The organism is Streptomyces sp. NPDC002446, from assembly GCF_053595675.1.
The window spans coordinates 1-25,765 of record NZ_JBSFYC010000056.1 but is presented as its reverse complement, the minus strand read 5'-3'; the positions used below and the strand labels follow the sequence as shown (position 1 = coordinate 25,765).

General features: G+C 69.9%; 24 protein-coding genes and 1 tRNA gene. 10 read left to right on the top strand and 15 right to left on the bottom strand.

Going from position 1 to position 25,765, the window contains the following annotated elements; translation table 11 throughout:
* Positions 1-15: 15 nt before the first annotated feature.
* From ACWD6P_RS26885 to ACWD6P_RS26875, 3 genes are all read right to left on the bottom strand, one after another.
* The gene (locus ACWD6P_RS26885) at positions 16-516 is read right to left on the bottom strand and encodes a VOC family protein (RefSeq protein WP_451446731.1); all 501 of its coding nucleotides are present in this window, start codon (positions 514-516) and stop codon (positions 16-18) included.
* Between the two features lie 487 nt (positions 517-1,003).
* Positions 1,004-1,225: a CarD family transcriptional regulator gene (locus ACWD6P_RS26880; protein ID WP_451446730.1), complete on the bottom strand. Its 222-nt coding sequence runs from the start codon at positions 1,223-1,225 to the stop codon at positions 1,004-1,006.
* A 293-nt stretch (positions 1,226-1,518) separates the two neighbouring features.
* Positions 1,519-1,590, bottom strand: a tRNA-Val gene (locus ACWD6P_RS26875).
* Positions 1,591-1,732: 142 nt separating this feature from the next.
* Between ACWD6P_RS26875 and ACWD6P_RS26870 the strand changes: the two genes are divergently transcribed.
* The 7 genes from ACWD6P_RS26870 to ACWD6P_RS26840 all read left to right on the top strand — a co-directional run bounded on the left by ACWD6P_RS26870 (position 1,733) and on the right by ACWD6P_RS26840 (position 8,472).
* Positions 1,733-3,121, top strand: coding sequence for a hypothetical protein (locus ACWD6P_RS26870; protein ID WP_451446729.1), 1,389 nt, complete (start codon positions 1,733-1,735; stop codon positions 3,119-3,121).
* A gap of 245 nt (positions 3,122-3,366) precedes the next feature.
* Positions 3,367-4,110: a DUF4383 domain-containing protein gene (locus ACWD6P_RS26865; RefSeq protein ID WP_451446728.1), complete on the top strand. Its 744-nt coding sequence runs from the start codon at positions 3,367-3,369 to the stop codon at positions 4,108-4,110.
* A gap of 201 nt (positions 4,111-4,311) precedes the next feature.
* Positions 4,312-5,016, top strand: coding sequence for a FadR/GntR family transcriptional regulator (locus ACWD6P_RS26860; RefSeq protein ID WP_451446727.1), 705 nt, complete (start codon positions 4,312-4,314; stop codon positions 5,014-5,016).
* Between the two features lie 159 nt (positions 5,017-5,175).
* The gene (dgoD, locus tag ACWD6P_RS26855; protein ID WP_451446726.1) at positions 5,176-6,321 is read left to right on the top strand and encodes a galactonate dehydratase; all 1,146 of its coding nucleotides are present in this window, start codon (positions 5,176-5,178) and stop codon (positions 6,319-6,321) included.
* Positions 6,322-6,447: 126 nt separating this feature from the next.
* Positions 6,448-7,068 (top strand): bifunctional 4-hydroxy-2-oxoglutarate aldolase/2-dehydro-3-deoxy-phosphogluconate aldolase, encoded by a 621-nt coding sequence (locus ACWD6P_RS26850; protein WP_451446725.1) that lies wholly within the window; start codon positions 6,448-6,450, stop codon positions 7,066-7,068.
* Positions 7,065-8,222, top strand: a complete 1,158-nt coding sequence (locus ACWD6P_RS26845) for a sugar kinase (protein ID WP_451446754.1) — start codon at positions 7,065-7,067, stop codon at positions 8,220-8,222. Before ACWD6P_RS26850 ends, ACWD6P_RS26845 begins: the two co-directional genes overlap by 4 nt.
* A gap of 25 nt (positions 8,223-8,247) precedes the next feature.
* Positions 8,248-8,472 carry an FmdB family zinc ribbon protein gene (locus ACWD6P_RS26840; protein ID WP_451446724.1) on the top strand — a complete coding sequence of 75 codons (225 nt, stop codon included), beginning with the start codon at positions 8,248-8,250 and terminating at the stop codon, positions 8,470-8,472.
* 153 nt (positions 8,473-8,625) lie between these two features.
* Here the strand turns inward: ACWD6P_RS26840 and ACWD6P_RS26835 are convergent, their stop codons facing one another.
* From ACWD6P_RS26835 to ACWD6P_RS26825, 3 genes are all read right to left on the bottom strand, one after another.
* The gene (locus tag ACWD6P_RS26835) at positions 8,626-9,285 is read right to left on the bottom strand and encodes an O-methyltransferase (protein WP_451446723.1); all 660 of its coding nucleotides are present in this window, start codon (positions 9,283-9,285) and stop codon (positions 8,626-8,628) included.
* Positions 9,286-9,429: 144 nt separating this feature from the next.
* Entirely contained in the window at positions 9,430-10,089 is a 660-nt protein-coding gene (locus tag ACWD6P_RS26830) for a response regulator (RefSeq protein ID WP_451446722.1), read from the bottom strand.
* Positions 10,080-11,219, bottom strand: a complete 1,140-nt coding sequence (locus tag ACWD6P_RS26825; protein WP_451446721.1) for a sensor histidine kinase — start codon at positions 11,217-11,219, stop codon at positions 10,080-10,082. Before ACWD6P_RS26825 ends, ACWD6P_RS26830 begins: the two co-directional genes overlap by 10 nt.
* A gap of 109 nt (positions 11,220-11,328) precedes the next feature.
* Between ACWD6P_RS26825 and ACWD6P_RS26820 the strand changes: the two genes are divergently transcribed.
* A complete protein-coding gene (locus tag ACWD6P_RS26820) occupies positions 11,329-11,967 on the top strand; it encodes a DedA family protein (RefSeq protein ID WP_451446720.1) in 639 nt (212 codons plus the stop codon).
* On the opposite strand, the gene ACWD6P_RS26815 is transcribed toward ACWD6P_RS26820, so the two are convergent.
* Genes ACWD6P_RS26815 through ACWD6P_RS26805 form a run of 3 tightly spaced genes read right to left on the bottom strand, consistent with a single transcriptional unit; the run spans position 11,930 to position 16,476 of the window.
* Positions 11,930-12,751, bottom strand: a complete 822-nt coding sequence (locus tag ACWD6P_RS26815; protein WP_451446719.1) for an HAD family hydrolase — start codon at positions 12,749-12,751, stop codon at positions 11,930-11,932. The genes ACWD6P_RS26820 and ACWD6P_RS26815 overlap by 38 nt on opposite strands.
* A complete protein-coding gene (locus ACWD6P_RS26810) occupies positions 12,751-15,288 on the bottom strand; it encodes a phosphoribosyltransferase (RefSeq protein WP_451446718.1) in 2,538 nt (845 codons plus the stop codon). Before ACWD6P_RS26810 ends, ACWD6P_RS26815 begins: the two co-directional genes overlap by 1 nt.
* A gap of 15 nt (positions 15,289-15,303) precedes the next feature.
* The gene (locus tag ACWD6P_RS26805) at positions 15,304-16,476 is read right to left on the bottom strand and encodes an HpcH/HpaI aldolase/citrate lyase family protein (protein WP_451446717.1); all 1,173 of its coding nucleotides are present in this window, start codon (positions 16,474-16,476) and stop codon (positions 15,304-15,306) included.
* Positions 16,477-16,692: 216 nt separating this feature from the next.
* On the opposite strand from ACWD6P_RS26805, the gene ACWD6P_RS26800 reads away from it, so the two are divergent.
* Positions 16,693-17,787, top strand: coding sequence for a TerD family protein (locus ACWD6P_RS26800; protein WP_451446716.1), 1,095 nt, complete (start codon positions 16,693-16,695; stop codon positions 17,785-17,787).
* 54 nt (positions 17,788-17,841) lie between these two features.
* Here the strand turns inward: ACWD6P_RS26800 and ACWD6P_RS26795 are convergent, their stop codons facing one another.
* From ACWD6P_RS26795 to ACWD6P_RS26770, 6 genes are all read right to left on the bottom strand, one after another.
* Positions 17,842-18,543, bottom strand: coding sequence for a TerD family protein (locus tag ACWD6P_RS26795; protein WP_451446715.1), 702 nt, complete (start codon positions 18,541-18,543; stop codon positions 17,842-17,844).
* A gap of 140 nt (positions 18,544-18,683) precedes the next feature.
* Positions 18,684-19,817 (bottom strand): DUF475 domain-containing protein, encoded by a 1,134-nt coding sequence (locus ACWD6P_RS26790; protein ID WP_451446714.1) that lies wholly within the window; start codon positions 19,815-19,817, stop codon positions 18,684-18,686.
* Positions 19,818-19,870: 53 nt separating this feature from the next.
* Entirely contained in the window at positions 19,871-20,446 is a 576-nt protein-coding gene (locus ACWD6P_RS26785) for a TerD family protein (protein WP_451446713.1), read from the bottom strand.
* Between the two features lie 188 nt (positions 20,447-20,634).
* The gene (locus ACWD6P_RS26780; RefSeq protein ID WP_451446712.1) at positions 20,635-21,210 is read right to left on the bottom strand and encodes a TerD family protein; all 576 of its coding nucleotides are present in this window, start codon (positions 21,208-21,210) and stop codon (positions 20,635-20,637) included.
* A 163-nt stretch (positions 21,211-21,373) separates the two neighbouring features.
* Positions 21,374-21,832 (bottom strand): peroxiredoxin, encoded by a 459-nt coding sequence (locus tag ACWD6P_RS26775; protein ID WP_451446711.1) that lies wholly within the window; start codon positions 21,830-21,832, stop codon positions 21,374-21,376.
* A gap of 148 nt (positions 21,833-21,980) precedes the next feature.
* Entirely contained in the window at positions 21,981-22,409 is a 429-nt protein-coding gene (locus ACWD6P_RS26770; protein WP_384427224.1) for a DUF3052 domain-containing protein, read from the bottom strand.
* Positions 22,410-22,926: 517 nt separating this feature from the next.
* On the opposite strand from ACWD6P_RS26770, the gene aceE reads away from it, so the two are divergent.
* Positions 22,927-25,659 (top strand): pyruvate dehydrogenase (acetyl-transferring), homodimeric type, encoded by a 2,733-nt coding sequence (aceE, locus tag ACWD6P_RS26765; RefSeq protein ID WP_451446710.1) that lies wholly within the window; start codon positions 22,927-22,929, stop codon positions 25,657-25,659.
* Positions 25,660-25,765: the final 106 nt, after the last annotated feature.

Below are 25,765 nucleotides of genomic sequence, written 5' to 3'. Positions count from 1 at the left end.
GGTCCCGGCCGCCCCTCAGGTGGCCGACCCGGCCGCCGCGCCCGTCACCAGATCCGGCCCCCAGCGCCTCAGCGCCACCGCCAGATCCAGCGGCCGCAGCCGGTCCGCCTCCTCCGGCCCGGGCCAGTCCTCCCGCGGGACCCGCCACATCACCTCGAACTCGTTGCCGTCCGGGTCCTTGGCGTACAGGGACTTGGAGACGAGGTGGTCACTGGAGCCGACCAGCGCGCCGCACTCCGCGAGCCGCGCCTCGGCCGCGACGAGTTCCCCGAGCGTGCCCACCTCCCAGGCCAGGTGGTAGAGCCCGACGCGCCCGTCCTCCGGCCCCGGCGCGTTGGGCCCCACCGCGAACAGCCCCAGGTCATGGTCGTTGAGCGACCCGAACGCACTGAGAAACGCGGCCCGCCCCGGTATCTCCACATCCACCACGAGCCCCAGCGCCGCACCGTAGAAGGCAACGGACCGCGCCACATCCCGCACATACAGCACCGCATGATTCAGCCGCCGCACAGCCATAAACCCACTCCCCGATCCCCCACCACTTACTTGAAACTTCAAGTCACCATTACTCGCGACGATACACACCGCCCCTCGCCGACAACAGCCGACGGCGCCCTCCGAGCACGAAAAACGGCCCCCGACTCAAACGAGTCGGGGGCCGCTGACCTCACGGTCTACCACTGGGGGCACAACAGGATGCGAACGTGTGGCATCCGCTCTGCACGTTCACTCCGCGGCCTGGCGCTCAGCGCACTCAGCCTGGCACTGCCCCTGGGCCCAGGCATTACGAGGCGGGCCCCTGTACCTCCTCGGGCAGGAAGGTCTCGTCTTCCCCGAAGTCCGGGGCCTGGAAGGGGTTCGTCGCCGGAGGCGGCGATGCTGCGGTGGAGCAGCGGGGTTGCCCTTCCAGGGCGGAGAACAGCGACGTCAGATCGATGAGAGGTCTCCCTTTCGTTAAAGGTCCCTGAAGGGGCCTGTCATGCCGTGACCGGGCACGGCGGTCCTAGAGCTTGGTCATCTTGGCGTACGGGCTCAAGATCCGCATTTGCGCCGAGCCGAAATCCACGAGCGCCGCGATTCCATCCTCGATACCGATCACCCGGCCGAGGCCGTGCATGTCGTGTGTGACCTGGTCACCCACGGCGAAGTGCTTCGGAGCCGAGGCGACTGGGGCCTTGAAGGGGCTGGTGGGCAGATGACGCTTCGGTGCAGCAGGCTTTGTCATTGCCCCCAGTATGCGCCTACGCGCATCCCGTTGACTGTGCCCGTCCACGTCCACTGCTCGGCACCGACCCGGACGGCAGGAACCGCTCAGGGAGCGGGAGGGCCGGGCTGGTCACCTGAGCTGGGTGTTCATACCTTCAGCTCCGATCTGCCCGCCTCACTGCCGGTGGCCGTAGTTCCCGCAGTTCCCCCTGCATCTGACACACGAATGCACGCCGGGCTTGCCGCGACGGTGGCGCGCCGAGCGGAGCAAAAAGACCCCCTACCATGATCAGTAGGGGGTCTTCTGACGTGTGGGCACAGACGGATTTGAACCGCCGACATCTGCTTTGTAAGAGCAGCGCTCTACCGCTGAGCTATGCGCCCTGGTCGAGCCGACAGACTACCTTGCCATCGGGGCTGAACTGCAAACCAGTGCGCGAAGCGCGAACTTACCGGCCGGTGTGTTCGTTTCCGGTGAGTGGGAGAATGACATCCGGTTCTGGGGCGATCCGATCAGGAGAGGGAAGTGACGGCGACACACACGCAGCCGCATGAGCAGCGAGAACGCCGTCGCGTGCGTGGGGGCCCGGTCCGGGATGTGGTGGCGCTCGCCTTGCTGCCGTTGCCGTTGCTGGTGGCGCTGGCGCCGATGTCGTTCGCCGGTGGGGGGACTCGTCGCTGGTTCGGGCGCGGGGAGAGCCAGCGGGCCGATGCCCAGGCCGCGAAGGATGCCGCGGCGGCGGCGTTCTACGAGCTGGACACCGCGCACCGGGATCTGCGGATCTCCATAGAGACGATCACCGCCGTGGACAGTTCGCCCCAGGCGCAGCGGGCCGCGGCGGAGTACGAGGGCTTCGGGCGGCGGATCGACGAGGTCAGTCACGGCTATATCACCGCGGTCGACTCCCACGATCTGGACCGTGACGACCTGGACGGCGCCGCGGCGGCGCGGGCGCGGGCCGATCTGACGCGGGCCAAGGAGGAGCTGGACCGGGTCAAGGGCGACCTCGACCGGTTCGCACAGGGGCTGGGGCCGCTGCTGCAGGCCGCCGAGACCCAGCTGGCCCAGCTGGCCCCGGCTGTGGAGCGGGCACGGCAGGCGCTGCTGGCGGCGAGCAACGCGCTGGACGCGGTGCGGGCACAGCGGCTGCGGGCGGATGACCTCGCGGCCCGGCTGGCGGCGCTCGGTCCGGAGCTGACCAAGCTCAATCAGGGCGCCGGGCAGCACGGCGTACGGGAAACGATCCGGCGCGCCGACGAGGTGCTGCGCAAGGCCGAGGGCATACGGGCCGAGGCCGAGCGGCTGCCGGCGCGAGCGGCGGAGACCGACAAGCGGCTGGTGTCGCTGCGGACGCGCGCGCAGGCGATCACGACGCGGGCCGGGAAGGTCGCCCCGGTCCTCAGCGAGCTGCGGCGGCGCTACAGCGCGGCGTGCTGGCAGGACCTGCAGCACGTACCGGAGCAGGCGGCGCAGTCCGTCCAGCAGGCCGAGGCCAAGCTGCGGGAGGCGCAGCAGGCGCGTGACGAGCAGCGCTGGGCGGACGCCACGAGCCTGCTGGCGACCGTACGTGCGCTGCTGGACTCCACCGACGAGGCGGTGTCGGCGGCCGGTGACCGGCTGCAGCGGCTCGATGCGGTGTCGTTCGACCGCAACAAGGAGGTCGAGCGGACACGCTTCGCCATCCGCGACGCACAGCGGCTGGCGATGGCCGGGCGCAGCACCCCCGATCCGCGGCATGCCCGCCCCCTGGACGACGCCGTGGCGCGGCTCGATCGCGCCGTCGCGAGCCTGGAGGGACGGCATCCGGACTGGTGGCACTTCCTGACCGAGACCGAAGCGGTACGGCAGGCGGCGGCCAGGGTGGTCCAGGAGATCCGGGAGGCCAGGGGCGGGGCGGGCACCGCTAGCAGCTGAGGCTGCCGGAGCCGGTGGAGCCAGTGATGCCGCTGGCGGAACCGGTGGAGCCAGTGATCCCGCCGGCGCCGGTGGGCGGGCTTCGTCGCTGGGGGCTGCCGGCGGTGGGCCTGCTGCTCGTGGGGCGGGCTCCGGGGCCGTCCACCGGGGCCGTTTCTCCGGCGCAATGGCGTGAAGCGGCCCGTGGGCGGATCCTGGAGATTGAGTACGGCCCAGGCGGCACATCTGCGCGAAGGAGGCCGGACATGGCTACTGGGGCTACTGGCCAGACCCTGCACGGGCCCATGGGGCGGTTCCACCGGGGCAAGGGGCGCCACCGCGCCCGGCTCGACGAGCATCTGCCCGTGGACCACGGACTCAGCACGGTCTACCGCATCGGCGCCGGGCTGATGGGCCTGGTACTGATCGCATTCGGCATCCTCGGACTGACCCACAACATCGGCTTCTTCGACACCGGCGGCGACACCGTTGCCGGGCTGAACACCAACGGCGCCCTGAGCGTGCTCTCGGTCATCGTCGGGGCGATCCTCTTCACCGGCATGGTGATCGGCGGGAACTTCGCCTCGACCCTCAACATCGTCTTCGGCGGTCTCTTCCTGCTGAGCGGCTTTGTGAACCTGGCGCTCCTGGAGACGGACGCGAATTTCCTCGCCTTCCGGATACAGAACGTCCTGTTCAGCTTCGTGGTCGGGCTGATGCTGCTGGTCTTCGGGATGTACGGACGGGTCAGTGGCGGCCTCCCGCACGACAACCCGTACTGGCGCGCCCGGCACCCGGAGGAAGCGGAACAGTTCGCCCGCGGGCAGATGCATCCGGTACCCGGTATGACGGCCGGACGGCAGTTGGCGCGCTACAAGATGCAAGGCGCCCTGCATGCCGGACGTGGGTCGCTCGGCCCCGGTACCAGCACCAACACCCATCGGAGCACAGGCAGCGGCACCGGCGGTGCAGGCACCGGCGCGAGCGGCGCGGGCAGCAAGGAGAAGTAGGCGGGGCAAGGACACGTCAGGGCGTACCGAGGTGGGATTGGGGTGCTCGGTACGCCCTGACGACCGCTGCCCGGCGGATGGTGCACGGCGGATGGTGCACGGCGGATGGTGCACGGCGGGTGGTGCACGGCGGGCGGAGGCTCGGGGCCATCGGGAGCGCAGGGGCGGGGAGCGCGGGTTCGGGGAGCAGGGAGCAGCACCATGGGACGGTCGGGGCAGGCCGCCTCAGCCGGGGGACACGGCGTGCAGAGCGCGGCGGTCGAAGCGCTGGCCGAGCGGATCCTCGACGGCACCTACGGCGAGGGCGAAACCCTGGTCGTCGCGGAGCTGATGGCGGAGCTGGACGTCAGCCAGACCGTACTGCGCGAGGCGTTCAAGGTGCTGACCACCAAGGGTCTCCTCGGTACCGATCAGCACCGCGGCACGTTCGTCCGCACCCGGGAGGAGTGGAACCTCCTGGACACGGACGTGCTGCGCTGGAAGCTCGCGGCCGGTGTGTCCTCGGACTTCTTCGCCGACGTGCTCGAACTGCGGCGTTCCATCGAGCCCGCCGCGGCCGCGCTCGCCGCCGAGCGCCGTACCGATGACGACCTGGCGGCACTGGACGCGGCGCTGAGCACGATGGCCGCGGCCGACGGCGAACCCGCGCTGTTCATACGGGCCGACGCGGCCTTCCACACGGCGATGCTGATCGCGTCGAACAATCGCTTCTACGCGCAAATGCGGCGGGTGATCGTGCCCGTACTGGTCGAGCGCGACCGGGCGGTGTCCGCCGAGGACGGCGCCTGGGGGGAGGCCCATGCCGTGCACGCCGCGGTCGTCGAGGCCGTGCGGAACCGGGACGTCGACGGCGCGTACATGGCGATGCTGGAGCTGCTGGACGCATCGGCGCGGGAGCATCCGTAAGGCGTGCGTTTCCGGAGCCGCAACCGACGGCCCGGCCGTTACGGCGGCGCGCCCCACGGGCAGTAGTCCGCGCAGAGCGCGCACGAGTCCCCGCACACCGCGTACGAGGCCGCGCAGCCCCATGCCCCGGCGCGCACGCCGAAAGGACGGTCCCGGCCCATGAAGATCAGCCGCATCGAGACGTTCCTCGCCCCGCCGCGCTGGATGTTCGTACGGGTGGAGACCGATGAGGGGCTCGTCGGCTGGGGGGAGCCGGTGGTCGAGGGGCGGGCGGAGCCGGTCCGGGCGGCCGTGGACGTGCTGTCGGAGTACCTCCTGGGGCAGGATCCGGCGCGGATCGAGGATCACTGGCAGGTCATGACCAAGGGCGGCTTCTACCGGGGCGGGCCGGTCCTGTCGTCCGCGGTCGCCGGCCTGGACCAGGCGCTGTGGGACATCAAGGGCAAGCGGCACGGCATCCCCGTCCACCAGCTGCTGGGCGGACCGGTCCGCGAGAAGATCCGCGCCTACGCATGGGTCGGCGGCGACGAACCCCAGGCGGTCCGCGAGGCGATCACCGCGCAGATCGAGGCCGGCTTCACGGCCGTCAAGATGAACGGCTGCGGCCGGATGAGCCCGGTGGCGACCCGCGCCGAGGTACGCGCATGCCTGCTCCGCGCCGAGACCGCACGCGAAGTCCTCGGCGAGGAACGGGACTTCGGCCTCGACTTCCACGGCCGGGTCTCCCCCGCCAACGCCCGCAGGCTCCTCCCCCTGCTGGCCGAGCACGCGCCGATGTTCGTCGAGGAGCCGGTTCTCAGCGACTACATGCAGACCCTCCCTGATCTCGTGAACGCCTCCAACATCCCCATCGCACTCGGTGAACGTCTCTTCACCCGGCGAGAGTTCCTGGATCCGCTGCGGGCCGGCGTCGCGATTCTCCAGCCCGATGTCTCGCATGCGGGCGGGATCTCCGAGCTGCGCCGGATCGCCGCGCTGGCGGAGGCGTACGGGGCGCAGCTCGCCCCGCACTGCCCGCTCGGCCCGGTCGCGCTGGCCGCCAGCCTGCAAGTCGCCTTCACCACACCGAACTTCCTCATCCAGGAGCAGTCCATCGGGATCCACTACAACCAGGGCGCCGAGCTGCTCGACTATGTCGCGGATCCGGAACCGTTCCGCTTCCATGGCGGCTCGCTGCTGCGGACCGAACGCCCCGGGCTCGGCGTGGAGGTGGACGAGGCCGCCGTACGGGCGGCGGACGCGCGGGGGCACGCCTGGCGGAATCCGGTGTGGCGCCATGAGGACGGGGCGTTCGCCGAATGGTGACGGAGGCCGGGCCGAAGCGCCCCGCCGCTGCGAGCGGGCCGGAATAATCGAAGGCACCACCCGCGCGCCCGAACGACCCGCCCGCGTGGCACACACGGGCGGGGAGCGGAGAAAGCAGGAAACGCCATGGACTTCAGCGAAGCGCTCCGGACCGAGCGGCTGGTCACCATCATCCGGGGCAGGGATGCGGAGGCTTCCTTCCGCACGGTCATGGCACTTGCGGAGGCAGGCCTTCCACTGATCGAGGTCTCGCTCAGCGGGAGAGACGCGCTCGGCGTCATCCGGCGGGCCCGTGCCGAGCTCGGCGACGCGGCCTGGCTCGGCGCCGGATCCGTCCTGACCGGCGACGATGCCCGGCGAGCCGCCGAGGCCGGGGCGAACCTCATCGTCACGCCGGGGCTGGGCGCGGGCCTGGAGGAGTCCGTGCGGCAGGGGCTGCCGACGCTCGCCGGGGTGATGACGCCGTCCGAGGTGATCACGGCCGAGGCGTTGGGCGTGTCCGCGCTGAAGTTGTTTCCGGCGTCGGCCGGCGGGCCCGCGTATCTGCGGGCGCTCCGCGCGCCGTTTCCCGAGCTGCCGTTCGTGCCGGTCGGCGGGGTGGACGCGGCCCTCGCCCCTGAGTACTTCGACGCCGGAGCGGTGGCCGTGGGCGTCGGCTCGCCGCTGGTCGGGGACGCGGCCGACGGCGGCGATCTGGACGAGCTGCGCAAGCGCGCGGCGGAGTTCAAGGCGGTGTGCGCACGGTGACGGGGCAGGCGGCGGAGGGTACCGGGGGCGGAGAGGAACGCCCTGGTGACGGGCCTCCGCGGGGCGCCTCCGGCCCTTCCCGACTCCCGGGGCGACCGGGCCGCCCAGAGGTCTTCACCTTCGGCGAGACCATGGTCGCCCTGCGCGGCAGCGGCCCGCTGAGGCTCGGCGGCACGATGCAGGTCTCCGTCGCCGGGGCGGAGAGCAATGTCGCGATCGGACTGGCCAGGCTCGGGCACCACGTCTGCTGGGCGGGCGCGGTCGGCGACGACGAGGCCGGTGCGCTGGTGCTGCGTACGCTGCGGGCCGAGGGCGTCGAGGTCTGCGGCGCCGCCACCGACCCCGGCGCCCCGACCGGGCTGGTGATCTTCGAGCCGCGGCTGCCCGAGATCACCCGGGTGCACTACTACCGCGCGGGATCGGCCGGCTCACGGCTCACCGCGGGGGTGATCGACGATGCCTTCCCCGCCTCGCCACCCCGCGTCCTGCACCTGACGGGCATCACCCCGTCGCTGAGTCCCACAGCCCGCTCGGCGGCCCACCGGGCCCTCCAACTGGCGCGTCAGCACCGTTCGTTGGTCTGTCTCGATGTCAACTTCCGGGCACGCCTGTGGACCGCCGAGGAGGCCGCCACGGTCCTGGGCGAGTGGATGCCCTTCGTGGACGTCCTGATCGCCTCCGAGGACGAGCTGCCGCTCTGCCTGCCCGAAGTGCCCGAAAGCGCGGGCAGAGCGGTGGAGCCGGGCGCCGCGGGAGAGACGGGCGGTGCGGAGGGAGCCGCGCGGGAGGCGGGCGCCGCGGGGGAGGCGGGCGCCGCGGGGGGCCTCGCGGACCGGGCCGGGCTTCTGCTGGACCGGGGCGTCGGCGAGGTCGTGGTCAAACTCGGCACGGACGGGGCGACGGTCTTCACCCGCGACGGCTGTGTGCATCAGCCCGCCAAACCGGTACGGGCCGTGGACGCGGTGGGTGCCGGTGACGCCTTCGTGGCGGGGTATCTCTCGGCACTGCTGGACGGCGAAGGGCCGGCCGGGCGGCTGGAGCGCGCCGTCACCACGGGAGCGTTCGCGGCCGCCTCGCACGGCGACTGGGAGGGCGCACCGACCCGGGCGGAGCTGGGCATGCTGGGCGCGCCGCCCGGCACCGTCGTGCGCTGATCAGCACCACGGCTAATCTGTGACCATGCCTCGTTATGAATACCGGTGCCGCCCCTGTGGCTCCACCTTCGAGCTGAACCGGCCCATGGCCGAGTCCTCCGCCCCGGCCGTCTGCCCCGAAGGCCACGAGGACACCACGAAGCTCCTCTCCACGGTCGCCGTCGGCGGCTCCGCGACCGCCCCCGCTCCGAGCGGCAGGGGCGGCGGGGGCGGGGGCGGCGGCTGCTGCGGAGGCGGCTGCTGCGGCTGAGCCACGGCCGGACAGCGTGGCGCAGGACAGCATGCCGGGAGACTGGGGTACGTCCTGTCGGTCGCCTCGGCGCTTGCGTGCCAGCGTGAGGCGCTACCGCTTGCACGGCTGCATAAAGCGCCGCTACCGCTTGCCTGCCAGCATGAGACGGCACTACCGCTTGCGTGCCAGCGTGAGGCCGTCCGCCACGGTGAGCATCACCGCCTCCATCCGCCGGTCCGCCACAACGTGATCATTGAACGCCCTGATCGCCAGTGCCGGCCCGGTGGCCGCCGGGTCGGCGACCTCACCGTGGTAGAGCACATTGTCCGCGACGATCACCCCCCCGGTCCGCAGCCGAGGCACCAGCTCTTCCCAATAGGCGATATAGCCCCCCTTGTCCGCGTCGAGATAGGCGAGATCGATATGCGGCTCGCTCGGCATCGCCCGCAGCGTTTCCAGCGCGGGCGCGATCCGCAGGTCGATACGGTCGGCAACGCCGCCCCTCGCCCATGCCTCCCGGCCGTACGCCGTCCACTCCTCTGACACATCGCAGGCGATCAGCGTGCCGTCGGCAGGCAGCGCCTGGGCCATGGACAGCGTCGAGTAGCCGGTGAACGTCCCCACCTCGACGACATGCCGCGCCCCGATCAGCCGCACGAGGAACGCGAGCAGCGGCCCCTGTTCCTCCGCCGACTGCATCCCCGCCGCCTCGGGAAACTGCTGCTTGGTGAGTTCCACGATGTCCCGCTGCGCGGGATTCAACGGCGGGTTGTGGGCGAGTACGTAGTCGTACAGCTCCGGCGTGATCGGCGTGTTCTTGGACTCAGCCACTGGCTCTCCTCTTGATCAAGGATCGCGGTCTCGGCCGATCACCGGACGGTGCAGCCGACCGCCTCGGCGAGACTAGCCCAGCCACCGCGCCACCAGCCGCCTTTTCCCTCCCTCCACGAGCCGTCGCTCACGTCTCCCTTCCTGTCACGTGCCCAAGTACCGCAACACCGCAAGGACCCGGCGCGAGTATCCGGATGCGCGGATCAGGCCGAGCTTGTCGAAGATCGCGTTGGCGTGCTTCTCGACGGCGCTCAGCGAGATGTGCAGCCGGACGGCGATCGCCGCATTGGTGTGGCCCTGCGCCATCTCACCGAGCACCTCCCGCTCGCGCGCGGTGAGGGTGCCCAGCGGATCCGAGCGACGGGTGCGCATCAGCAACTGCCGTACCACTTCGGGGTCGAAGGCCGCCTGGCCCGCTCCCACCCTCTCCAGCGCGTCCAGGAACTCGTCCACCTGGACCACCCGGTCCTTGAGGAGATAGCCGACCCCCTCGCTGTCCTCGGTCAGCAGCTCCGTCGCATAGCGGCGCTCGACGTACTGCGAGAGCACGAGCACACCGACCTCGGGCCAGCGCTCCCGGATCTGCACCGCCGCCCGCAGCCCTTCATCGGTGTGCGTGGGCGGCATACGGACGTCCACGACCACCGCGTCGGGCTGCTGCTCCGTCGCTGCCGCACGCTCCAGCACGGCGATCAGCTGACCGGCGTCACCGACCGCGGCGGCCACCTCATGCCCCTCCTCGGCGAGGAGGCGCACCAGGCCTTCCCGCAGCAGGGTCGAATCGTCGGCAAGCACTACGCGCACGGCAGCTCCGCGGTGATGATGGTCGGTCCGCCGGCCGGGCTGTCCACCCGCAACCGGCCGTCGATCGCGGCGACCCGGCGCGCCAGCCCGTACAGGCCGCTGCCGCCGGAGTCCGCGCCGCCCAGCCCGTCGTCCTCGATACATACGAGCACAAGGTCCTCGCCGCGGGCGACGCGGACCGTTATCAGCCCGGCGTCGGAGTGCTTCACGGCGTTGGTGACGGCTTCGGAGACCACGAAGTAGGCGACCGTCGCCACGGCGGTCTCGGGCTCGGCGGAGAGTTCGTAGTCGAGCCGGACGGGGATGGCCGAGCGCTCGGCGACGGTCTCCAGCGCCGCTCGCAGGCCCGCCTCGTCCAGCACCGTCGGATAGATCCGCCATGCCACTTCCCGCAGCTCGGTCAGGGCCTGGCCGCTCTCTTCGTGCGCTTGGCGCAGGAGTTGCTCCGCACGCCGCTGGTCCTGGCTGCGCAGCGCACGGCCGAGCAGCATGCCCAGCGCCACCAGCCGCTGCTGCACACCGTCGTGCAGATCACGCTCGATGCGCCGGCGCTCGTCGTTGACCGCGGCGACGACCCCTGCGCGGCTGGTCGCCAACTGCTCGATGCGGCGCTCCAGTTCCTCCTGATGGCTCGGGCCGAGGTAGCGCCGCGCCAGCTTGGTCTCGAGGTTGGCCACCCCGAATGTCCCTTGCAGACTGAGGAAGAGGAGGAAGAGGCCGCCGACGCTCGACAGCAGGACGGTGCCCGGGTAGCGGACGTCTCTGAGCGACAGGATGAAGATCCAGGAGATGCCGTACGCCGCTCCGATCAGCGCGGCGCTCAGGACGAGGACTCCCAGCAGGCCCAACGACCAGCGCAGCGACAGATATTGCAGGGCGCGGTGGTCGGCGTAGTCGTCGGAAGTATCGGTTGTGATGTAGCTGCGGAGGCGGCGCCGGTTGGCTTCGGTCAGGGCCCGTCCGCCGGCTGTCACGGGCCCCAGGACCGCGCGGCGGCCGCGCGGCCAGGCGAGCACGAGCAGCAGGGACAGGCCGGAGAGCACGACGAAGGGGAGCTCGGCCGCGGACATCACCGCACCCAGCATCAGCCCTGTCGCCAGACGCAGTCCGCGCCGTGCAATTCCCAACATGATCAAAACGCTAGCCGCACCGCTCGCCCTCGCGCACTGCGGAAAACCGCAGTCTTCTGTGCGGTCTTCCGCAATGTGCGGGAGGACGGAAATTCATAGCGTTGAAAACATGATCGAGAGCATCGGAAACACCCCACCCGGCTGGATCACCGACCTCATGGACGCGCTCGGCGCGCCCGGCGCGGGGCTGGCGATCGCCGCAGAGAATCTCTTCCCGCCGCTGCCGAGCGAGGTGATCCTGCCGCTGGCAGGCTTCGCGGCCGGCCGCGGCAGTATGTATCTGTCCTCCGCGCTGGCGTGGACGACCCTCGGCTCGGTGACCGGCGCGCTGGCGCTGTACGGCGTGGGCGCGCTGCTCGGGCGCGAGCGCACGGTCGCGATCGCCGCGAAGCTGCCGCTGGTCAAGGTCTCCGACATCGAGAAGACGGAGCACTGGTTCCAGCGGCACGGGACGAAGGCGGTGTTCTTCGGCCGGATGATTCCCCTCTTCCGCAGCCTCATCTCGATACCGGCCGGCATCGAGCGCATGCCGATACCGCTCTTCGTCACCCTGACCACCCTCGGCAGCCTGATCTGGAACACGGTCTTCGTTCTTGCCGGCTATCTGCTCGGTGAGAGATGGGAGGAGGTGACGGGCTTTGTCGACGTCTATTCCCAGGTGGTCCTTGCGGCGGCCGCGCTGGCGGTGGTGGCCTTCGTTTCGGTCCGGCTCAGCCGGCGCGGCCCGGGGATGCGGCGCCGCGGATGAAGGCCCGCGCGATTTCCTCGCCGGCGGCGACACCCCGCTCGTCGAGCGCCGTGACATGAGGGGCCTGCCAGCCGGAGTCCGCCAGCTCGCCGTGTCCCGGCCGCCATCCGTGGTCCGCGGCCAGCAGCAGATCGGCATCGAGAAGGGAGTCACCGGCCGCGAGGATCTGCGACACCCCGGTACGGCGGGCGACTTCCGCCACGGCTGCGCTCTTCGTCAGCGGCTGCGGTACGGCATAGATCTTGCGGCCCTGCAGGGAGACGGTCCAGCCGCGCTGCTCCGCCCAGCCGGCGAGGTCCTTCACCCAGGTGTCGGGCAGCAGCGGCCGCTCCACGACGAGATAGGCGAAGAGGTCCTCGGCGACGCGCTCCTTGAGCAGCCAGGCCGGATCGGCGGTGCGGACGAGGTGCGCGCGGATCTCGTCCAGGGGCGCGCAGTGCGCGGAGAGCCGCTCGGCGACCGTGCGCTGCCAGTCCGGGTCCGACTCGCCCCGTACGAGCAGATGGCCGCCGTTGGCGCAGATCGCGAACTCCGGTGCGGGACCGGGGAGATGAATGCGTCCGTACTGCTCGCGGGTGCGGGTGGTGGTCGGCACGAAGGTGGTGCTGCCGGCCAGTTCGGCGAGCAGCCCGGCGGCCGTCTCCGTCATATAGGACAGCGGCTTGCGTTGATAGGTCTCGACGCACAGCAGCCGGGGGGCCTCGGCGTCCGGCATGGCGAGGTCCAGTGCGGCGGCCGAATAGATCAGGGTGCGGTCGAGGTCGCTGGCGACGATCGTGCTCATCAGGAGGCCACCGCCTTGCCGTCAGTACCCGTTGCCCCGCGCGTGAAGCGGGGGTGGATCAACCCGACACAGGTATAGGGAAGTCCGTCGACCTCTTCGACGGGCACGCCCCGTTGTTCAGCCAGGAGGCGCACATGATCAAGATCGGCACCGGCGTCCTGCCGGGCCAGGATCTTCCAGGGGACCCGGCGCAGCAGTACGCGCGTGGTCTCGCCGACACCGGGCTTCACGAGATTGATGTCGTGGATGCCGTACTCCTCACTGATCCGCTCGACGGCCGCCCAGCCCGCCCAGGTGGGGGCCCGGTCGGCGGCGGCCAGTTCCCTCACCTCCGCTGCGACCTCCTCCGCGACATCGTCGAAGCGCGCGCTGACCGCGTCCAGGAACGCGCGCGACACATCGGTCGCGGCCAGCTCGCGGTAGAACTTCGCGCCGTGGAAGTCGTCCGGGCCCACGAGGTCGTCGCGCAGGACCGTGCGCGATATGAGGCCGGAGACGGTGGAGTTGAGGCAGGCGGACGGGATGAGGAAGTCGTCGCGGGTGCCGTAGGTCTCGACACAGCCGCCGGGGTCGGCGAGCACGGCGATCCTGGGATCGAAGCCTGGGAAGTCCTCCAGGGCCTTGGCGAGTTCGCGGGTGATGGCTCCCTTGCCGGTCCAGCCGTCCACGAACACGACGTCCGCCGGGTTGTGATGGGCGGCCAGCCAGCGCAGCGCGGTGGTGTCGATGCCCCGGCCGCGGACGATGGAGACCGCGTAGTGCGGCAGGTCCAGACCGTGTGCATGCTGCGCCCATCGGCGCATCAGCACCCCGACGGGAGTGCCGGCCCGCGCCAGCGACACCAGCACGGGGCGCTGAGTCCGCTCGGCGAGCACGGTCTCGGTGACGGTTCCGACGGCGCGCGCGATCCGGGCGGCGGACGCCTGCAGAGCACTGTGAAACAGCGCCTGGTACTGCTCGCTCGGCTGGTACTCGACCGGCAGCGACTCGGCGTAGTGGGCGCCGCCGCGCTGGATCGCCTCTTCGCGTTCCTCGGTGGGCGCTTCCAGCGTGACGCCGGACAGGTCCTGCAGCAGCCAGCCGACCTCGTCGGCGTCGTAGGAGGAGAAGGCGGGGCCGCGCAGCGGCTCGGGGAGGGGCATCGACGGGGCCTGAGGTCGCGGGGCGTACGAGGGGATGACGGCGAGCAGCACCTGGTCGGCGTGCTGGGTGAGACGGTCCAGCAGACCATCGGCGGCATGCAGTTCGGGGAGGTCGCCGTGCGAGTCCACGACGGCGACGATGGCGTCGAAGCGGCGTGCCGGATCGGTGCCGGCCGCGACGTTGTAGGCGTAGCGCTCCCCCGGCCCGTCGGCGGGCCGGTCGTGGGCGGGGAAGGACAGCCGGGTCCGTATCGCGTAGCCGGGGTCGTCCAGGGCGAGCACGGGCGACCGGGTGGTGGTCGAGAAGTAGACCCCCGGTCCCGCGGCCGGCTCGGTCAGCTCACCGGTCCGTGGTGCACCGGCGCCGTCCGCTCCCCCGGTCACCAGGGCGTCCAGGGCCTCGGCTATCCGCAGCGGCGCGTACATCAGCTCTTCGTTGCCGAGGACGAGGACGCGGCGGGCGCCGTCCAGCTGCCGCGCGATCCGGGCCGCCATATGGGGCAGCCGGGCCTCCAGGCGCTCGCGGTGCGCGGGGGTGAAGCCGTGCCGCCCGCCGTCGGGCAGCCCGGCGGGCCAGTCGAGGTCGACCCGTACGACGTCCGCACCGCGGTCGCCGGCCGGCTCCGCCGTGCTTCCGGCGTCGGGCGCCGCCGCCCGCGAAGCGAGGGCCTCGTGCTCGGCGACGAGTTCCTGACCGCGGGCCAGGACACCCTCGGGCAGGTGTACGCCGCCCGCGGCCAGCGCCACGAGGTCGACGCGGGCGCCCAGTTCCGCCGCGAACTTCTCCAGATGGCTGCGGTCCGCGTCGGAGCGCATATCGACCAGGGCGACGACGACGTAGCGCTCACGCGGGAAGTGCGCATGCAGCGCCTTGATGGTGTTCAGAACGGTCCGGCCGGTGGAGAACTCGTCGTCGACGAGCACCAGCGGCCCGTCGCCGGCGAGGAGCTCGCGGTCCTCCGGGAGCAGCAGATGCGAGGTGGCGTGGCTGTGCTCCTCCTCGAACCCGCCCACCTGCGCCACGCCCTCCACCGGTCGGCGGGTGGAGTGCAGATACGGCGCGAGCGCCAGGCCGTCCGCCACGGAGTGGCCCAGGCCGGTGGCGGTCTCGGCGTAGCCCAGGACGACGGAGCGGGCGGCGGCCTCGTCGCCCAGCAGCTCACGTACCCGGCGCCCCAGCCCGAAGCCTGCGCGATGGACCACACCCGGCCGCTGCGGCACATGCTTGCCCAGCACGTTCGACACGAGCAGATGGGCCCGCTTGGGGTTGCGGCGCAGCGCCAGCCCCAGCAGTTCCGGCAGCTCGTCCCCGCCGCTCAGCGAGACCTCGAGCCGACCGGCGACCCACTCTCCCGTCCACACCACGCGTTTCGTCTCCTCCGTCGTACCGTTCATGTCGTTCGCCGCATCTCAGGGCTGCGGCAGGCTCGCCGTCAGCAGTTCCACGAAGCCGATGCCCTCCCGGGCGACGCCGAAAGCCTCGGCGCGCAGCAGGGTCCGTTCGGCCCAGGCCCGGTGCGGCTTCACCTCGTTCATCTTGTTCGTATAGGCGGAGCGCAGAACCCCGCCGTCGCCGCGCTCGGGCCGGAGGATGTCCGCGGCGTCGCTGAACTCCTCATGGCTGACGACGGAGAGGGCGTGCACCGGCGCGACATGCGAGGGGTGGATGCAGGTCTTGCCCTGCAGCCCGTTGGCGCGGTCCAGTTCGATCTCGCGCAGCAGTCCGTCCATGTCGTGCTCGATGAGCGCTGTACGCAATTCCTCGGCGCGTCCGAGGAACGGGCTGCGCCGCAACTGTGGCTTGAACATCCGCTCGTGCAGCCGGAAGTACTCCCATACCGGACCGGTGACCGTGAAGCCCGTGCCGTCCGCCCGGCCCAGCACGTTCACCACGTCGGAGATCACGGAGGCGACGATCTGGACGTCGTACGCGGTCATGTCAGGTGCTCTGCGCAGGCCGTAGGCGGAACAGAAGTCCGTGACGCCGAGCCGCAGGGCAAGCACCCGGTCCCGGTACTTGTCGACGGCTCTGGCGATGCCCTGGAGGGTCTCGGGTCGGCTCTCCAGATGCAGCAGCTGCGGGGATTCCAGCACCGGCATCGCGAACAGCCGCCGACCGCAGGCCGACTCGGTCGCCGCCAGCGTCTCAAGGAAGGGGACGCCACGCTCTTCGGTGAACTTCGGAAGTACAAATCCAGACAGCCTGCGCACCGCCGGCCCCATGCGGCGCACCAGATCCGGAATCTGGCCGGGCGTGCGGACGCGGATGAACAGCAGCGGAAGGTTCTCGCCCGTGTCGGCGGCCTCGTCGAGGAGGCCGAACTGCCGGACGAGATTCTCCTCGCCGGCTTCGACATCCCCGTCCCCTATGGAATCTTCGAGGCACAGCACCATGGACATCACGCCACGCCCGGCCTGCTTGAGGACATCCGCCGCGAGCCGCGGGCGGGTGGCGGGGCTGTAGAGCGTGGCGCCGAGGGCGACCGCGAGCGTGCGGGCCGGGGAGTCGGCGGTGAACTCCACCGGCTCCTGATGGAACAGTGTCTTCCGGATGTCGGGCGGAAGGTGCCCAAAGTGCCGCATAGAACTCCCCGTATAGGTGCGGGACCGGGCACCCCCGCTGCGTCTCGCTGTCTGGATCCAGCCGGTAATCGTACGTGCGCGGGGGTGTGGATAGTTCCCGCGTGCGTGAAAATCACGTAACCCGCACGAGGCGTTCAGGTGTCCCCGGTCCCTCCCCGCGCACGGCTCCCGGGCCCCGCGTTGTCCCTGCGACCTCAGGGAAGGCAGGATTGCGGCATGACGCACGCGATGCTGAAAGGGTCGAACGTACCCCTCGATGCCACGGCTGTCCGGGCGGTCCTGCGCTGGACGCCCGGCTCCGGTGTTCCTGATGTCGATGCCTCGGCGTTGTTGGTGGGACCCGAGGGACGCGTGCGCTCCGACGAGGACTTCGTCTTCTACAACCAGCCGCGGCACCCCAGCGGTCTGGTCCGGCATCTGCCCAAGACCCAGATCGCCGACAGCCTGACCGACACCATCGAGGCGGATCTGGCCACGCTGGATCCGTCGGTCGACCGGGTCGTACTGGCCGCGTCGTCGGACGGCGGTGTCTTCGCGGGCGTAGCGGACCTGCGGGTCCTGCTCTACGACGCCGCGGAGAGCGACGGTGAGCCGCTCGCGGTCTTCGACGTGGTGCCCGAGACCGGCGATGAGACGGCCCTGATCTGCGGGGAGTTGTACCGCCGCGGCGAGGGCTGGAAGTTCCGTGCCCTGGGGCAGGGCTACGAGAGCGGTCTGGTCGGCCTGGCGACCGAGTTCGGGATCTCGGTGGAGGAGCCGGACGCGGCCGCCGCGAGCGCCGATTCGCCCGCCGCGGAGGCGCCTGCGGCGACGACGCCGGGCTCGGAGCCGACCGAGGCGCTCCCCTCGCCCGCGCAGAGCGAGCCGTCCGCGTCGGTGACCCCGCCGCCGAGCACCTGGCCCGAAGAGGCCTCCGGACCGCCCTCCGCGGCGGACCCGCAGACCTCCGCACCGCCGGACCCCGAAGCCGCCACCCAGCATGTGCCGGACGCGATGCCGGAGCCGTTCTCGGCCGCACCGCTGCCCCCGGCCGCCGCGGCCTCCTCGGCGCCCGCGCCGACGAGCGGCGGCTACGGCTATCCGTCCAACGTTCCGCCGCCCCCGGCCCAGCCCCCCGTACAGCCCGCCTACGGATACCCGGGCCCGCCGCCCCAGTACCAGCCCCCTCAGCCGCCACCGCCCGCGTACGGCTATCCGCAGCAACCGCCGCACCCGGCCGCGACATACGGCTATCCGATGCAGCAGCAGCCGTTCGTACCGGACCCGTCCTTCGTCCTGCCGCCCCAGGGGCCGCAGTTCCAGCGCCGCTAGGGGCGGGCCGGTGCGGGGGCGCGGCGCGACGGCGGCGCGCCCCGGGCCGGCGGATCACACCTTCGACTTGTACCCCCGCCCCCACTGCAGACCCCAGCCGTACAGCCGGTCGAGCTCGGCCTGGAAGCCGTAGACGTACTTCACCTCGCGGCGCACCGTCAGCTCGCCCTTGTTGTTCTCCAGCATGAAGATGGCGCAGGAGCGGGCCTGTGGCGCCCGTTCGTCGAGCTTGATCTCCATCCGCGGGCCGTTGCTCGGATAGAGCGTCACGACCGCGTGCGTACGGTCGAACGCGGGCGTGCCGTCGTAGATGTACACGAAGATCAGCAGCCGTTTGATCTCGTCGCGGTGGTCCATGTTGATGTACAGCGTCTCGCCGGACGGGGAGCCGAAGCGGTCGTCGCCGCTGAGCTTCACGAAGGGCGCGGCGTTGAGATCGCCCAGGAAGTTGCCCAGCGGCTGCACCACGCCCTTGGTGCCGTCCTTGAGCTCGTACAGGCAGGCCAGGTCCAGGTCGATCTTGACCACGGCCGGCCCCTGCGCCTGCACGATCTCGGGCTTGAACAGCTTGCCCGGGTGACGCAGCAGACTGCCCCTGTTCTGCCCGCCCCGCTCATGGAGGTCCGAGGTCCGCATCTGCCAGTGCAGATTGACCCGCAGATGCCCCGTGGCCGCCCCCTGTTTGGTCAGCGAGACGACCGGATTGCGTTTCGTCAGCTCGACGACGTACGACGCCCCACCGCTGTCGAAGTCCATTTTGTGTGCGCCACCGCGCCACAGATTCCCCAGGAACGACACCCTGCCCACCCCAATGTTCGGCCCCAACTACCGCGGGGCGGCCCGAGGTCTGCACCCCATGGCCGCCCCGCAGAGAGCGTTCCTCAATCAGCGCCGCGTCACACTCCGGACGCGACTTCCGACGGCGCACCGCCTTCGGCCCCCGGTTTGCCGTCCCGCCGGTTCTTCACCACCGAGGACCAGTACGAGAGGATGATCAGCACGACGCCGACCAGGCCGGTGATGACCTCACTGATCTCGTACTTGATCGTGATGAGCAGGATGACGGCGAGCGCGCCGATCGCGTAGTGCGCGCCGTGCTCCAGGTAGACGTACTCGTCGAGGGTCCCCTTGCGGACGAGGAAGACCGTCAGCGAACGGATGTACATCGCGCCGATGCCCAGACCCAGCGCCATCTCGAAGATGTCGTTGGTGATGGCGAAGGCGCTGATGACTCCGTCGAAGGAGAAGGACGCGTCGATGACCTCGAGGTAGAGGAACATGAAGAACGCGGCCTTGCCGGCCAGGCCCACGGCCGCGCCGTTGCCCTTCTTCGCGGGCACCGCCGCGTCGGCCCCCTCGCCGTCTTCCTCTTCCGCTTCCTCCAGCTTGCCCTCGAAGTAGCCGGAGATACCGCTGACGACGAGGTACGTGATGAGGCCGGCGACGCCGGACAGCAGGACCGTGGCGCTCTTGTCACCGCCGCCGTGCGCGACGTCGGTGGCCACCGTCATGGCGCTCACCAGCAGCACCACCAGCGAGATGATGATCGACAGGGTGTCGAGCTTGCCCAGTTTGGCCATCGGCCGCTCGATCCACGCCAGCCACTTGTAGTCGCGCTCCTCGAAGATGAAGTCGAGGAAGATCATCAGCAGGAACATTCCACCGAAGGCCGCGATGGCCGGGTGGGCGCTGGTGACCAGTTCCTCGTAATGCGCCTTGTCGTTGATGGCGAGATCGACCGCTTCGATCGGCCCGATCTTCGCGGTGATCGCGACAATGACGACCGGGAACACCAGCCGCATGCCGAATACCGCGACGATGATGCCGATGGTCAGAAAGATCTTCTGCCAGAAGGCGTTCATCTTGCGCAGAATGCCTGCGTTGATGACGGCGTTGTCGAACGACAGCGAGATCTCCAGGATGGACAGGATCCCGACAATCGCGAGCCCTTGCCACCCCCAGAGCACGCCGGCCAAGGCGAGGCCGAGCACCGTGACGGCGAACGACCAGCCAAAGGTTTTCAGGAGCACTGCCTACCTATTCCCTCGCTGTATGGGATCCCCCGCGCGCAGCGCGCGGCGCTTTACGAAACGTTGACCCCGAAGTCTAGAGCGATGCCCCTCAGACCCGACGCGTACCCCTGGCCCACCGCGCGGAACTTCCATTCGCCCTGGTAGCGGTACACCTCGCCGAAGATCATCGCGGTTTCGCCGGCGGCGTCCTCGCTGAGGTCGTAACGGGCGAGTTCGCTGCCGTCGGCCTGATTGACGATGCGGATGAAGGCATTGCTGACCTGGCCGAAGCTCTGCCCGCGAAGATCGGCGTCATGGATCGAGACCGGGAAAACGATCTTGTCGACCTGCTCGGGCACCTGGGAGAGGTCCACCAGGAGCGACTCGTCGTCGCCCTCCCCCTCACCGGTGAGGTTGTCCCCGGTGTGCTCGACGGAGCCCTCGGGGCTCTTGAGGTTGTTGTAGAAGACGAAGTACTCGTCCCCCAGCACCCGCCCCGACCGGCACAGCAGCGCGCTGGCATCGAGGTCGAACGGCGCTCCGGTCGTGGACCGCGCGTCCCAGCCCAGGCCGACCATGATTTGTGTGAGATCCGGCGCGGCCTTGGACAGGGAGACATTGCCCCCCTTGGCGAGCGTGACGGTCATGCGCTTCCTCCCCGGTGTCGGTACGGGCCGCGCCGGAGTGCGGCCCGCCTCCCTTCAAGCGCGCCCGGCGCCGCACTCCCCACGGACGGGGGCGTACGGCGCCGGACACGGTTGTTCTGCGGCGCGGGCACGCAGTGTGGCAGCGCCGCCCGGCCGGATGCCGTCGATCGGATCCCGGATCCGGTCGATCAGACGTTGACGCCGAAGTCCTGTGCGATACCGCGCAGGCCCGAGGCGTAGCCCTGGCCGATGGCCCGGAACTTCCACTCCGCGCCGTTGCGGTACAGCTCGCCGAAGACCATGGCGGTCTCGGTCGAGGCGTCCTCGCTCAGGTCGTAGCGCGCCAGCTCATTGTTGTCGGCCTGGTTGACCACGCGGATGAACGCGTTACGGACCTGGCCGAAGCTCTGCTGGCGGGTCTCGGCGTCGTAGATCGACACCGGGAAGACGATCTTGGCGACATCGGCCGGCACGGCGGCCAGGTTCACCTTGATCTGCTCATCGTCGCCCTCGCCCTCACCGGTGATGTTGTCTCCGGTGTGTTCGACCGAACCTTCCGGGCTCTTCAGGTTGTTGAAGAACACGAAGTTCTGGTCGTTGGCCACCTTGCCCTGGTCGTTCGTCAGCAGGGCGCTGGCGTCCAGGTCGAAGTCCGTACCGGTGGTGGTACGCGCGTCCCAGCCCAGACCGACGATGACAGCGGTGAGATTGGGGGCTTCCTTCGTCAGCGAGACGTTGCCGCCCTTGCTGAGGCTGACTCCCACGAGTCCTCCCATAGATTCGAGGGGTACGTCATGATGTGCGCCCCCATCGTGCATGGCATCGGATCAACGAATTGATCCTAGTGACCGGTTCCCGCCGATTGCAGTTATCGCACCCCGATCACCGCGGATGTCGGCCAGGGCGCCGGCGCGTCCGCCGCGCGGCTCAGAGGGTCCCGAGGGCCTTGAGGTAGTCGTTCAGGTCGCGGGCGTCGGGCAGGCCGTTGACGACCGTCCAGCGCACCACGCCCTCCTTGTCGATGATGAACGTGCCGCGCACCGCGCAGCCCTTCTCCTCGTCGAAGACGCCGTACGCCCGCGAGGCCTCGCCGTGCGGCCAGAAGTCCGACAGCAGCGGGTACTCCAGGCCCTCCTGCTCGGCGAAGACGCGCAGCGAGAAGGGGGAGTCGTTGGAGACGGCCAGCAGCTGGACGTCGTCGTTGACGAACTTCGGCAGCTCGTCGCGGAGCGCGCACAGCTCACCGGTGCACACACCGGTGAAGGCGAACGGGTAGAAGAGGAGGACGACGGCCTTCTCGCCGCGGAAGTCGGAGAGCCTGACCAGCTCGCCGTGCTGGTTCTTCAGCTCGAAATCCGGAGCCTTCGTGCCGACCTCGATCGCCATGGGGTGCTTCCCTTCCGCTCACGCTCAACAGAACGCGACCAACCCTACGCGCCGGGGCGGGCGGCGGGGGAACCCCTGTGGAACAGGGCGGAGCCCCCTCCGGAACAGGTCGGAGGGGGCTCGGCGGCGCACGTCGAGGGGGTGCGGCTCAGCGCTTGGACTTGGGCGTGACCAGCCGGCTGCCGGCCCAGTCCTTGCCCGCGTTGATGCTCTTGGTCTGGGACAGACCCGCGGTCTGCGCGGCCTCATTGATGTCGCTCGGCTCGACATAGCCGTCACGGCCGGTCTTCGGGGTCAGCAGCCAGATCTGCCCGCCCTCGTCGATCAGGCCGATGGCGTCCACCAGAGCGTCCGTGAGGTCGCCGTCCTCGTCGCGGAACCACAGCAGCACGACGTCGCAGACGTCGTCGTAGTCCTCGTCGACGAGATCCTGGCCGATCACGGTCTCAATGCCTTCGCGGAGATCCTGATCGACGTCGTCGTCGTAGCCGATCTCCTGGACCACCTGTCCGGGCTCGAACCCCAGCCTGGCGGCAGGGTTGGTCCGCTCCTCCGCGTGGTCCGCGGTCGCGCTCACGGATTGCCTCCTGTCATGTTTCGGGAAATGCTCGGGGACCCCGCGCGTGCGCGGAGCATTGGGCGTAGTCCACACGGGCCGGGCGGATCGCGCAAGTACCCGGCGGTCCAGACCGCCGAAACGGTGACGTTTGGAGGCGTCTCGCCGCAACTGCGACCCCAACAGGACAGGCTGAAGTGATTCACGCCACAGCGTTCTCCGGGGCATATCGGGTAGTCGCGCGCGACTGGTCCCTTCGGGGGGCGGCCGGGGCATTCGGGACCGCCATTCGGGGACCGCACATCCGTACGCGGGGCACTTTCGACATGCGCGTATGGTTGCGATTTGGCCGACCTGAGAAACCGGCCTTTTCAGCGCCCTCTCTCTGCGGGTGGTTACCCATCGGTAGAGGTGACGTATCCCTGTGGCTCGGTACACGATGGAAGACGGCGCGACACCAAAGCAGAGACAGCATTCGTCCCGTGCACGGCATCGAAAACCTGCAGAGCACGACACGACCCGAACACGAAGGAACAGCGTGGCTTCCGGATCCGATCGAAACCCGATCATCATTGGCGGCCTTCCCAGCCAGGTCCCGGACTTCGATCCCGAAGAGACCCAGGAATGGCTCGACTCGCTCGACGCTGCCGTTGACGAGCGAGGCCGGGAACGTGCCCGCTATCTCATGCTCCGGCTGATCGAGCGGGCCCGCGAGAAGCGTGTGGCCGTGCCCGAGATGCGCAGCACGGACTACGTCAACACCATCGCGACCAAGGACGAGCCGTTCTTCCCCGGCAACGAGGAGATCGAACGCAAGGTCCTGAACGCCACCCGGTGGAACGCCGCCGTCATGGTCTCCCGCGCCCAGCGTCCGGGTATCGGCGTCGGCGGTCACATCGCCACCTTCGCTTCCTCCGCCTCCCTCTACGACGTGGGCTTCAACCACTTCTTCCGGGGCAAGGACGAGGGCGACGGCGGCGACCAGATCTTCTTCCAGGGCCACGCCTCGCCCGGTGTCTACGCCCGCGCCTTCCTCCTGGACCGACTGAACGAGGCGCAGCTCGACGCCTTCCGCCAGGAGAAGTCCAAGGCCCCCAACGGCCTGTCCAGCTACCCGCACCCGCGGCTGATGCCGGACTTCTGGGAGTTCCCGACCGTCTCGATGGGCCTCGGCCCGCTCGGCGCGATCTACCAGGCCCGGATGAACCGCTACATGGAGGCCCGCGGCATCGCCGACACCTCCAAGTCGCACGTATGGGCCTACCTCGGCGACGGCGAGATGGACGAGCCCGAGTCGCTCGGCCAGCTGTCCATCGCCGCCCGTGAGGGCCTGGACAACCTGACCTTCGTCGTCAACTGCAACCTGCAGCGCCTGGACGGCCCGGTCCGCGGCAACGGCAAGATCATGCAGGAGCTGGAGTCGCAGTTCCGCGGTGCCGGCTGGAACGTCATCAAGCTGGTGTGGGACCGCAGCTGGGACCCGCTGCTCGCGCAGGACCGCGACGGCATCCTGGTCAACAAGCTCAACAGCACGCCCGACGGCCAGTTCCAGACCTACGCCACCGAGACCGGTGCGTACATCCGCGAGCACTTCTTCGGTGACGACCACCGCCTGCGCGCGATGGTCGAGAACATGAGCGACGACCAGATCCTGCATCTGGGGCGCGGCGGCCACGACCACAAGAAGATCTACGCGGCGTATGCGGCGGCCAAGGCGCACAAGGGCCAGCCGACCGTGATCCTCGCGCAGACCGTCAAGGGCTGGACGCTCGGCCCGAACTTCGAGGGCCGCAACGCGACCCACCAGATGAAGAAGCTGACGGTCGAGGACCTCAAGGGCTTCCGCGACCGGCTGCACCTGCCGATCCCGGACAAGGACCTGGAGGACGGCCTGCCGCCGTACTACCACCCGGGCCGCAACTCCGAAGAGATCCAGTACATGCACGACCGCCGCAAGGCGCTGGGCGGCTATGTGCCGACCCGTGTCGTGCGCGCCAAGCCGCTGCCGCTGCCGGACGACAAGGCGTACGCGGGGGCCAAGAAGGGCTCGGGCCAGCAGAAGATCGCCACGACCATGGCGTTCGTGCGGGTCCTGAAGGACCTCATGCGGGACAAGGAGATCGGCAAGCGCTTTGTGCCGATCGCGCCGGACGAGTACCGCACCTTCGGTATGGACGCGTTCTTCCCGTCGGCCAAGATCTACAACCCGCTGGGCCAGCAGTACGAGGCGGTCGACCGCGATCTGCTCCTGGCGTACAAGGAGTCGCCGACCGGTCAGATGCTGCACGACGGCATCACCGAGGCGGGCTGCACGGCCTCGCTGATCGCGGCGGGCTCCGCCTATGCCACGCACGGCGAGCCGCTGATCCCGGTCTACGTCTTCTACTCGATGTTCGGGTTCCAGCGCACCGGTGACCAGTTCTGGCAGATGGCCGACCAGCTCGCGCGGGGCTTCGTGCTCGGTGCGACCGCCGGCCGTACGACGCTGACCGGTGAGGGTCTGCAGCACGCCGACGGCCACTCCCAGCTGCTGGCCTCGACCAACCCGGCCTGTGTCGCCTACGACCCGGCCTACGGCTACGAGATCGCGCACATCGTCAAGGACGGTCTGCGGCGGATGTACGGCGAGAACGCCGAGGACGTCTTCTACTACCTCACCGTCTACAACGAGCCGATCCAGCACCCCGCGGAGCCGGCCGACGTCGATGTCGAGGGCATCCTCAAGGGTCTGCACCGCGTCAAGGCCGGCGAGAAGGGCGAGCACTCCGCCCAGATCCTCGCGTCGGGTGTCGCGGTGCCGTGGGCGATCGAGGCCCAGCAGATCCTCGCCGACGAGTGGAACGTCAAGGCGGACGTCTGGTCGGCGACCTCCTGGAACGAACTGCGCCGCGAGGCCGTCGACGTCGAGGAGCACAACCTTCTGCACCCCGAGGAGGAGCAGCGCGTCCCGTACGTGACGCAGAAGCTCCAGGGCGCCGAGGGTCCGAAGGTCGCGGTGTCGGACTGGATGCGCTCCGTCCCGGACCAGATCTCGCGCTGGGTTCCCGGCACGTACCAGTCGCTGGGCGCCGACGGCTTCGGCTTCGCGGACACCCGTGGCGCGGCCCGTCGCTTCTTCCACATCGACGCGCAGTCGATCGTCCTGAGCGTGCTCACCGAGCTCGCCAAGGAGGGCAAGGTCGACCGTTCGCTGCTGAAGCAGGCGATCGACCGCTACCAGCTCCTGGACGTCGCGGCCGCCGAAGCCGGTGAGGCCGGCGGCGACGCGTAACGCCTGAGCGGCCTCGGCAATGCCTATGCCACGACGACGTTGGGAGAGCCGATGCGTTCCGCGTCCACGCACTCCGCGACCACCGGCAGCGCCACCAGCGCCGCCT

Coding starts and splice junctions, on each gene's coding strand:
- ACWD6P_RS26885 (WP_451446731.1), bottom strand. CDS start 516: ATGGCTGTGCGGCGGCTGAATCATGCGGTGCTGTATGTGCGGGATGTG.
- ACWD6P_RS26880 (WP_451446730.1), bottom strand. CDS start 1,225: ATGACAAAGCCTGCTGCACCGAAGCGTCATCTGCCCACCAGCCCCTTC.
- ACWD6P_RS26865 (WP_451446728.1), top strand. CDS start 3,367: ATGGCTACTGGGGCTACTGGCCAGACCCTGCACGGGCCCATGGGGCGG.
- ACWD6P_RS26860 (WP_451446727.1), top strand. CDS start 4,312: ATGGGACGGTCGGGGCAGGCCGCCTCAGCCGGGGGACACGGCGTGCAG.
- dgoD (WP_451446726.1), top strand. CDS start 5,176: ATGAAGATCAGCCGCATCGAGACGTTCCTCGCCCCGCCGCGCTGGATG.
- ACWD6P_RS26850 (WP_451446725.1), top strand. CDS start 6,448: ATGGACTTCAGCGAAGCGCTCCGGACCGAGCGGCTGGTCACCATCATC.
- ACWD6P_RS26840 (WP_451446724.1), top strand. CDS start 8,248: ATGCCTCGTTATGAATACCGGTGCCGCCCCTGTGGCTCCACCTTCGAG.
- ACWD6P_RS26825 (WP_451446721.1), bottom strand. CDS start 11,219: ATGTTGGGAATTGCACGGCGCGGACTGCGTCTGGCGACAGGGCTGATG.
- ACWD6P_RS26820 (WP_451446720.1), top strand. CDS start 11,329: ATGATCGAGAGCATCGGAAACACCCCACCCGGCTGGATCACCGACCTC.
- ACWD6P_RS26815 (WP_451446719.1), bottom strand. CDS start 12,751: ATGAGCACGATCGTCGCCAGCGACCTCGACCGCACCCTGATCTATTCG.
- ACWD6P_RS26810 (WP_451446718.1), bottom strand. CDS start 15,288: ATGAACGGTACGACGGAGGAGACGAAACGCGTGGTGTGGACGGGAGAG.
- ACWD6P_RS26805 (WP_451446717.1), bottom strand. CDS start 16,476: ATGCGGCACTTTGGGCACCTTCCGCCCGACATCCGGAAGACACTGTTC.
- ACWD6P_RS26800 (WP_451446716.1), top strand. CDS start 16,693: ATGACGCACGCGATGCTGAAAGGGTCGAACGTACCCCTCGATGCCACG.
- ACWD6P_RS26795 (WP_451446715.1), bottom strand. CDS start 18,543: ATGGACTTCGACAGCGGTGGGGCGTCGTACGTCGTCGAGCTGACGAAA.
- ACWD6P_RS26785 (WP_451446713.1), bottom strand. CDS start 20,446: ATGACCGTCACGCTCGCCAAGGGGGGCAATGTCTCCCTGTCCAAGGCC.
- ACWD6P_RS26775 (WP_451446711.1), bottom strand. CDS start 21,832: ATGGCGATCGAGGTCGGCACGAAGGCTCCGGATTTCGAGCTGAAGAAC.